We start from the raw sequence: 7,483 nt of genomic DNA, 5'->3' as shown, positions 1-7,483 counted from the left end.
GCCGCGGGCGGGCGGGGCCCTGCGGTCGGTGTTGCGGGGCCCCTCGCGCATCCGGTCAGCGGCTCGTAGCGGGCGCGGTCTTCACCGTGGCGTGCTCTCCGCGGCCTCCACCGGCTGCGCGAAGTCGGCGGCTTCCGCGGTCTCCACGGTGACGCGGGCTGCCATGTCCTCTGCGGAGTCCGCTGTCACCGCGGAGTTCGCGGAGTCGGCGGAGTCGGCGGACTGCACCGTCTCCGTCCACTCACGGGCTCGCAGCGGGAGGCCGGAAGCACCGCCCTCCGGGGTCCGCACCGCCAGGACCTGGTTGACCCCGATCTTGTTCTGCTCGAAAGCCAGCGCGGACGCGGCCATATAGAGCCGCCAGATCCGGGCCCGGCCCGGCGAGGTGCGCCGGACCGCGTCCGGCCAGGAGGACTCCAGATTGGCCACCCAGACCCGCAGGGTGCGGGCGTAGTGCTCACGGATCGACTCGACGTCCCGGGTCTCGAAACCGGCCTCCTCCATGATCGACAGGGTGCTGCCGAGGGGTGCCAGCTCCCCGTCGGGGAAAACGTAGGCGTCGATGAAGTCATCCACGCGGTATGCGGCTTCCGCCTTCGCGTCCTTCTCGGGACGGCGGGCGATCTGGTGGTTCAGCAGCCGCCCACCGGGTTTCAGCAGCCCGTACAACGCGTCCGCGTACTCCCGGTACCGGGCGGAGCCGACATGCTCGGCCATGCCGATCGACGAGATCGCGTCATACGGGCCGTCCTTGACGTCCCGGTAGTCCTGGACGCGGATGTCGACCCGGTCGGTCAGCCCCTCCTGGGCGACCCGCTTGCGGGCGTACGCGGCCTGCTCCCGCGAGAGCGTGACTCCGGTGACCTGGACGCCGTACTCCCTGGCCGCGTGGATCGCCATCGATCCCCAGCCGCAGCCCACATCCAGCAGCCGCCGGCCTTCCCGCAGCCTCAGCTTGCGGCAGATCAGGTCGAGTTTGTCGCGCTGCGCCTCCTCAAGGGTGCCGCCGTCGCGCCAGTAGGCGCACGAGTACACCATCGACGGGCCGAGCACATGCTCGTAGAAGGCGTTGCCCACGTCGTAGTGGTGGCTGATCGCCTGCCGGTCGCGGCTTCTGGTGTGCAGTGGGCCGCTACGCCGGCGCACCTCCTCGGCGGGCGGGCGCACCGGCAGCCAGGCCCGGGGGCCCGCCAGCCGCCACAGCTCCCGGACGGCGGCGGCCAGCCGCGGGTCGCGTGGGAGCCGACTGCCGGGGCGGTCCCAGACCAGCCCGGAGAGCCGGTCGAGTGCCTCGTACAGGTCTCCTTCGATGTCGAGCTCCCCGGCCACCCAGCCGCGGACCATGCCCAGTTCGCCAGGTTTCCAGATGAGCCTGCGCAGGGCACGCTGGTGCCGGAGTACGAGCACCGGGGCATCGGCAGGACCTGCCTCGCTTCCGTCCCAGGCGCGGATACGGACCGGGGGCGGCTCCCCCAGCAGGGTCTCGGCAAGAGTGGTGAGCCGCGAAGCGGCATCGGCCATGGCGCACACCTCCGTGATGCGGATTCCGGAAATGCCCAACACCACGTAAACACCCTCGGCGTCTTGGCGCAGTCCCCTGAGCGCGCAAATGGACGGCGTTTCGGCCACCAGCGGTGGCAGAGCACCGAGGGAACGCCGAAGGGGCCGTCCGCACCACGGATGGCGGACGGCCCCTTCGGGGTCGTGCGAGAAGCGTTCAGCCCGAAGGCGTCAGGACGTCAAGACCTCTGGAGGCCAGGAAGTCAGGACGCCTTGGCCTTCTGCGGGGCCGCGGCGGCTGCGGGAGCCGGGGCGGGCTTGGCGGCCTCGTAGAACTCCTCGCGCGGAGTCTCGATGGCGCCGAGCGAGACGACCTCGCGCTTGAGGAACATGCCGAGCGTCCAGTCGGCGAAGATGCGGATCTTGCGGTTCCAGGTCGGCATCGCCAGGCCGTGGTAGCCACGGTGCATGTACCAGGCGAGACGACCCTTGAGCTTGATCTTCATCTTGCCCATGACGATCATCGCGACGCCCTTGTGCACGCCGAGACCGGCGACCGCACCCTTGTTGGCGTGGCTGTACTCCTTCTGCGGGAAGCCCCGCATACCGGAGATGACGTTGTCGCCGAGCACCTTCGCCTGACGCAGCGCGTGCTGGGCGTTCGGCGGGCACCAGGCGTTCTCGACACCGGCCTTGCGCGAGGCGAGGTCCGGGACCTGGGCGTTGTCGCCGGCGGCCCAGATGTAGTCGGTGCCCTGGACCTGGAGGGTCGGGGCGGTGTCCACGTGACCGCGCGGGCCGAGCGGCAGGCCGAAGCGGGCCAGCGCCGGGTTCGGCTTCACACCGGCAGTCCACACGATGGTGTTGGAGTCGGCCTCCAGGCCGTTCTTCAGCACCACGTGGCCGTCGACGCAGGAGTCCATCGAGGTGTTGAGGTAGATCTCGATACCCCGGCCCTCAAGGTGCTCCTTGCCGTACTTGCCGAGCTTGGGCCCGACCTCGGGAAGGATCTTGTCGGCGGCGTCGACCAGGATGAAGCGCATGTCCTCGCGCTTGATGCTCCGGTAGTACTTGGCCGCGTCACGGGCCAGGTCCTCGACCTCGCCGATGGTCTCGGCACCGGCGAAGCCGCCACCCACGAAGACGAACGTCAACGCCTTGCGGCGGACGTCCTCGTCCGTGGTGGAGTCAGCCTTGTCGAGCTGCTCGAGGACGTGGTTGCGCAGGCCTATGGCCTCCTCGACACCCTTCATGCCGATGCCCTGCTCCGCGAGCCCGGGTATCGGGAAGGTCCGGGAGACCGCGCCGAGCGCGATCACCAGGTAGTCGAAAGGCAGCTCGTAGGCCTCGCCCACGAGCGGTGCGACCGTGGCGACCTTGCGGTCCTGGTCGATGGTGGTGACCCGGCCGGTGAGTACCTCGGCCTTGGGCAGCACGCGTCGCAGCGGGACGACGACATGCCGCGGCGAGATGCTGCCGGCGGCGGCTTCGGGGAGGAAGGGCTGGTACGTCATGTACGACCGCGGGTCGACGACCGTGACGGTCGCCTCTCCGTACCGCATCTTCTTCAGAATGCGACGAGCTGCGTACAGGCCTACGTACCCACCGCCTACTACGAGGATCCTGGGACGCTCCGTGGTGCTCATGCCATCGAGTATCCACCCCCCGTGATGGGGTCGCTCGTGAGCCCCTTCACAAGCATCCAGCGACCCTCTGCTACACTCCGCGGCCCACGTGACGGAGGTCATGGCGAGGGCGGGGAACCACCGGATATCGGCGAACGTTGCCCAACCCTTCTGAGCTGCGGCCACGACCTTCGCAGGCGACGGAGGGCCACCTCCCCTTCCATGATCGTCAAGGTGGGGAGCCCTGCCGGACCGTGGGCAGACATGCCTCGCCGGGCAGAAAAACAGGTCCACGGGCTCCCTGAGGGGCACTTTCTACGGCCGAGTAGAGCCATTTCCTTGTGAAGAACTTCACGAAGCTTTTCCAGCGCGGGGCCCGCTCGCACCTGGCGGACCACATCAGCCGGATGGAGCCGAGCACGACGAGCACATACGCGTGCCGCCTCAGCAGCCCAGCGGCCGAGCTGACGGGACCAGCCGGGCTGTACCGGCTCAGAGTCGGCGGCTACCGGGTCGGCTACCAGGTGCTGGATGGTGAACTCGTCATCCTCGTCGTCAAATCGGCGACCGGCGCGTGGTTCAGCACGGCAGCTGGGGCTTACGCCTCCTCAGGCGATCGACCAGGCGATCCCGTCAAGGATGTCGTGCTCGCTCACCACGACCTCGTCCAGGCCCGTGCGCTCCATGATCGCCAGCAGGACGAGTGCCCCCGCGCTGATCACATCGACCCGCCCTGGGTGGATCACCGGATTCGCCGCGCGCTCGTCGTGCGTGGCGGCGAGCAGCGACCGGGTCACTTCGGCGACCTGGGCCCGGGAGATCCGGGAGTGGTGGATGGCGGCGGAGTCGTACTCCTTGAGCCCGAGCGCGATCGCCGCGACGGTGGTGACCGAACCGGCCAGGCCCACCAGTGTCCGTGCCTCGCGGACCGGCACCGTCCGCTCGGCGAGGTCCAGTGCCGCCTCGATGTCGGCGCGGATGGCGGCGGCCTCGGCCGCCGTCATGGGGTCGTCACGGACATGGCGTTCGGTCAGCCGTACGCAGCCGATGTCCACGGAACGGGCGGCCTCCACATGGGCGTGGCCGACCACGAACTCGGTCGAGCCACCGCCGATGTCCACGACCAGGCGCTCCTCGTGGCCCGGGAGTTCCCTGGTGGCCCCGACGAAGGAGAACTCGGCCTCCTGGTCGCCGCTGATCACCTCGGGTTCGACGCCGAGGATGTCCACGACGCCGCGTACGAAGTCCTCGCGGTTCTCGGCGTCGCGCGAGGCGGAGGTGGCCACGAAGCGCACCTTGCGCGCGTCCAGGGCCTTGATGACCTCCGCGTACTCACGGCAGGCGGCGAAGGTGCGCTCCAGCGCCTCGGGGGCGAGCCGTCCGGTGCGGTCGACACCCTGGCCCAGACGCACGATGGTCATCCGGCGGTCGAGCTCGGCCAGTTCGCCGGTCTCCAGGTCGGCGTCGGCGACGAGCAGCCGGATGGAGTTGGTGCCGCAGTCCACGGCGGCGACGCGGGTCACACGGACTCCCCGGGAGCCTCGTCGTCCTGCTTGCCCTCGTCCGCGTCCGCGTTGCTGTCCGCGCACGGCGTGACACAGGGGCCCTTCGCCCACCACTCCGGAAGCATCGCGATCGCCTCGTCACCGAGCGGGTTCACGCCCGGGCCCGCCGCCAGGGAGTGCCCGACCAGCACATGCAGGCACTTCACCCGGTCCGGCATACCACCCGCGCTGGGGAAGCCCTTCAGCTCCTCGATGGCGTCCCGGCGCGCGATGTAGTCCTCGTGCGCCGCGCGGTAGGCGGCGGCCAGCTCCGGATCTTTCGCCAGGCGCTCCGACATCTCCTTCATCACGCCGTTCGCCTCCAGCGTGCCGATCGCCGAGGCCGCGCGCGGGCAGGTCAGGTAGTAGAGCGTCGGGAACGGCGTACCGTCCTCAAGGCGCGGGGCCGTCTCGACCACGTCGGGGTTGCCGCAGGGGCAGCGGTGCGCGATGGCGCGCAGACCGCGCGGGGGGCGGCCGAGCTGCTCCCGGAACGCGGCGATGTCCGCCTCGGTGGGCGGGGTGTGCTCGGTGGGCGGCGGAGGCGTGTCCATGGGTGAGTCTGTCTCTTCGCTTTTCGTTGTTCGTGCGACCGGCGCTGCCGGTCTCGGTCGGTTGCCGGTCTCGGTCGGTTGTCGTACTAGCGTCCCGTGTCGGCGCGGTCGACGTCATCCCACACGTTCGAGTACCAGGGTTGGCCGACGCCGCCCTCCTCCACGCGCGGCTGCTGCCCCGCCCTGGGGTTGACCATGGTGTAGCCGGTCTCGCCCGGCATGACCATGTGCAGATGCTCGCGCGCCAGCCGCTTGACGTACGCGTCGTCCTGAAGCCGAGCCTTCTCGTCCCGCAGCCGTTCCACCCGCTCGCGGGCCTCGTCGGCGAGCCGCTGCTGCTCGGCGATCTCGTTGCGCTGGGACACGTACTGCCGCGTCGGATAGGCGAGGGCGACGATCATCGAGCAGACCACCAGCGCGAGGAACGCCGCGCGCCCGGTGAGCCGGGAGCGGCGGGCCTGGCGGCGGGTCTGCGAGCGGTACACCCGGGCGGCGGTCTGCTCGCCGAGCAGCCGCAGCCGGGTCGCGGTGGAGAACCGGTCCCGGTCCCGGGCCATGTGCGCCCCTCCCCGTTCGATGCGGTCCGTACGTGCCGACGTCCCCGCACACGGTACGTGACCGGGTGCGGGGACGTGCGGAAAGGACGTGCGCGAGAGCCGTCGGCGCTCGGGCCGGCCGGCCCTCGGCCGGTCAGCCCTTGAAGCGCGGGAAGGCGCTGCGGCCGGCGTACACAGCGGCGTCGTCGAGGATCTCCTCGATACGCAGCAGCTGGTTGTACTTGGCGACTCGCTCCGAACGGGCCGGGGCACCGGTCTTGATCTGGCCGCAGTTGGTGGCGACGGCCAGGTCGGCGATGGTGACGTCCTCGGTCTCACCGGAGCGGTGGGACATCATGCACTTGAAGCCGTTGCGCTGGGCCAGCTCGACGGCGTCCAGGGTCTCGGTCAGCGAACCGATCTGGTTGACCTTGACCAGCAGGGCGTTGGCGGTGCCCTCCTCGATACCGCGGGCGAGGCGCTCCGGGTTGGTGACGAACAGGTCGTCGCCGACCAGCTGCACCTTGGTGCCGAGCTTGTCGGTGATGACCTTCCAGCCGGCCCAGTCGTCCTCGAACAGCGGGTCCTCGATGGACACGAGCGGGTACGCGGAGACGAGCTCCTCGTAGTACTCGGTCATCTCGGCGGCGGAGCGCTCCTTGCCCTCGAAGAGGTACTTGCCGTCCTTGTAGAACTCGGAGGCGGCCACGTCGAGCGCGAGGGCGACGTCCTTGCCGGGCGCGTAACCGGCCTGCTTGATGGCCTCGATGATCAGGTCGAGGGCCTCGCGGTTGGAGTCCAGGTTCGGGGCGAAGCCGCCCTCGTCACCGAGACCGGTGGACAGACCGCGCTCCTTCAGCACCTTCTTCAGGGTGTGGTACACCTCGGTGCCCCAACGCAGCGCCTCGGAGAAGGACTCCGCGCCGATCGGGGCGATCATGAACTCCTGGATGTCCACGTTGGAGTCGGCGTGCGAGCCGCCGTTCAGGATGTTCATCATCGGCACCGGGAGCAGGTGCGCGTTCGGGCCGCCCAGGTAACGGAAGAGCGGGAGGTCGGAGGCCTCGGAGGCGGCGTGCGCGACGGCCAGCGAGACACCGAGGATGGCGTTGGCGCCGAGCGATCCCTTGTTGTCGGTGGCGTCGAGGTCGAACATCGCCTGGTCGATCAGGCGCTGCTCGGTCGCGTCGTATCCGACCAGCTCCGGGCCGATCTGCTCCAGCACGGCGAGGACGGCCTTCTCGACGCCCTTGCCCATGTAGCGGTTCTGGTCTCCGTCACGGAGCTCAATGGCCTCGAACGCACCGGTGGAGGCACCGGAAGGCACGGCAGCACGGCCGGTGCTGCCATCGTCGAGGCCGACCTCGACCTCGACCGTGGGGTTGCCTCGGGAGTCCAGGATTTCCCGGGCTACGACGACGTCGATGGACGGCACGAGCATCTCCTTCTGGGATGTGTCGCTAGGAGTGACGCCGCTGCCGCAGCGTCGGTGCAGGGTCGCTTTGGCCTTGCGGCATGAGCCTAACCGGACCGGGGGCCGCGGTCCGCCGGGGCCCGACCCGTGGGACGAAAAAGGGTGCGAAACCAGCAGAAACCCCGGCCCGGGTGCACCTCCCGTGTCCGTCGCGCTACGGGGGAAGGGAAGCGCACGGAGACGGCGGGGGTGAGGCGTGTCGGGCCGGGGTTGCCTGGGGCGGGGACGCCGCTGGGGTGTTCCCTCGCGG

The 7,483-nt window shown here is 69.8% G+C and carries 6 protein-coding genes and 1 pseudogene; 1 reads left to right on the top strand and 6 read right to left on the bottom strand.

All coding sequences use genetic code 11. From position 1 onward, the window contains the following. Positions 1-81 precede the first annotated feature (81 nt). Together ACFWI9_RS31830 and ACFWI9_RS31825 are read right to left on the bottom strand one after the other, a co-directional pair. Positions 82-1,521 carry a class I SAM-dependent methyltransferase gene (locus tag ACFWI9_RS31830; RefSeq protein ID WP_387168037.1) on the bottom strand — a complete coding sequence of 480 codons (1,440 nt, stop codon included), beginning with the start codon at positions 1,519-1,521 and terminating at the stop codon, positions 82-84. Between the two features lie 242 nt (positions 1,522-1,763). Next, entirely contained in the window at positions 1,764-3,146 is a 1,383-nt protein-coding gene (locus tag ACFWI9_RS31825) for an NAD(P)/FAD-dependent oxidoreductase (RefSeq protein ID WP_387168034.1), read from the bottom strand. Positions 3,147-3,532: 386 nt separating this feature from the next. Here ACFWI9_RS31825 and ACFWI9_RS31820 point away from each other — a divergent pair. Then, positions 3,533-3,685: pseudogene (locus tag ACFWI9_RS31820) on the top strand (type II toxin-antitoxin system RelE/ParE family toxin); the annotation flags it as partial. Between the two features lie 48 nt (positions 3,686-3,733). On the opposite strand, the gene ACFWI9_RS31815 reads toward ACFWI9_RS31820, so the two are convergent. From ACFWI9_RS31815 to eno, 4 genes are all read right to left on the bottom strand, one after another. Then, on the bottom strand, positions 3,734-4,648 hold the full coding sequence (locus tag ACFWI9_RS31815; RefSeq protein WP_387168031.1) for an exopolyphosphatase: 915 nt from the start codon (positions 4,646-4,648) through the stop codon (positions 3,734-3,736). Further along, positions 4,645-5,223, bottom strand: coding sequence for a DUF501 domain-containing protein (locus ACFWI9_RS31810; RefSeq protein WP_387168028.1), 579 nt, complete (start codon positions 5,221-5,223; stop codon positions 4,645-4,647). The genes ACFWI9_RS31815 and ACFWI9_RS31810 overlap by 4 nt, the downstream gene beginning before the upstream one ends. An 86-nt stretch (positions 5,224-5,309) precedes the next feature. Next, positions 5,310-5,780, bottom strand: a complete 471-nt coding sequence (locus ACFWI9_RS31805; RefSeq protein WP_387168025.1) for a septum formation initiator family protein — start codon at positions 5,778-5,780, stop codon at positions 5,310-5,312. A gap of 133 nt (positions 5,781-5,913) precedes the next feature. Beyond that, on the bottom strand, positions 5,914-7,200 hold the full coding sequence (eno, locus tag ACFWI9_RS31800) for a phosphopyruvate hydratase (protein WP_387168022.1): 1,287 nt from the start codon (positions 7,198-7,200) through the stop codon (positions 5,914-5,916). Positions 7,201-7,483: the final 283 nt, after the last annotated feature.

The organism is Streptomyces sp. NPDC127084 (assembly GCF_042724175.1).
Classification (GTDB): Bacteria; Actinomycetota; Actinomycetes; order Streptomycetales; family Streptomycetaceae; genus Streptomyces.
This window is presented reverse-complemented; position numbering and strand designations above follow the sequence as displayed.

Excerpts from the sequence above, each read along its gene's own strand:
- ACFWI9_RS31830 (WP_387168037.1), bottom strand. The coding sequence starts at position 1,521 with ATGGCCGATGCCGCTTCGCGGCTCACCACTCTTGCCGAGACCCTGCTG.
- ACFWI9_RS31825 (WP_387168034.1), bottom strand. The coding sequence starts at position 3,146 with ATGAGCACCACGGAGCGTCCCAGGATCCTCGTAGTAGGCGGTGGGTAC.
- ACFWI9_RS31810 (WP_387168028.1), bottom strand. The coding sequence starts at position 5,223 with ATGGACACGCCTCCGCCGCCCACCGAGCACACCCCGCCCACCGAGGCG.
- ACFWI9_RS31805 (WP_387168025.1), bottom strand. The coding sequence starts at position 5,780 with ATGGCCCGGGACCGGGACCGGTTCTCCACCGCGACCCGGCTGCGGCTG.
- eno (WP_387168022.1), bottom strand. The coding sequence starts at position 7,200 with ATGCTCGTGCCGTCCATCGACGTCGTCGTAGCCCGGGAAATCCTGGAC.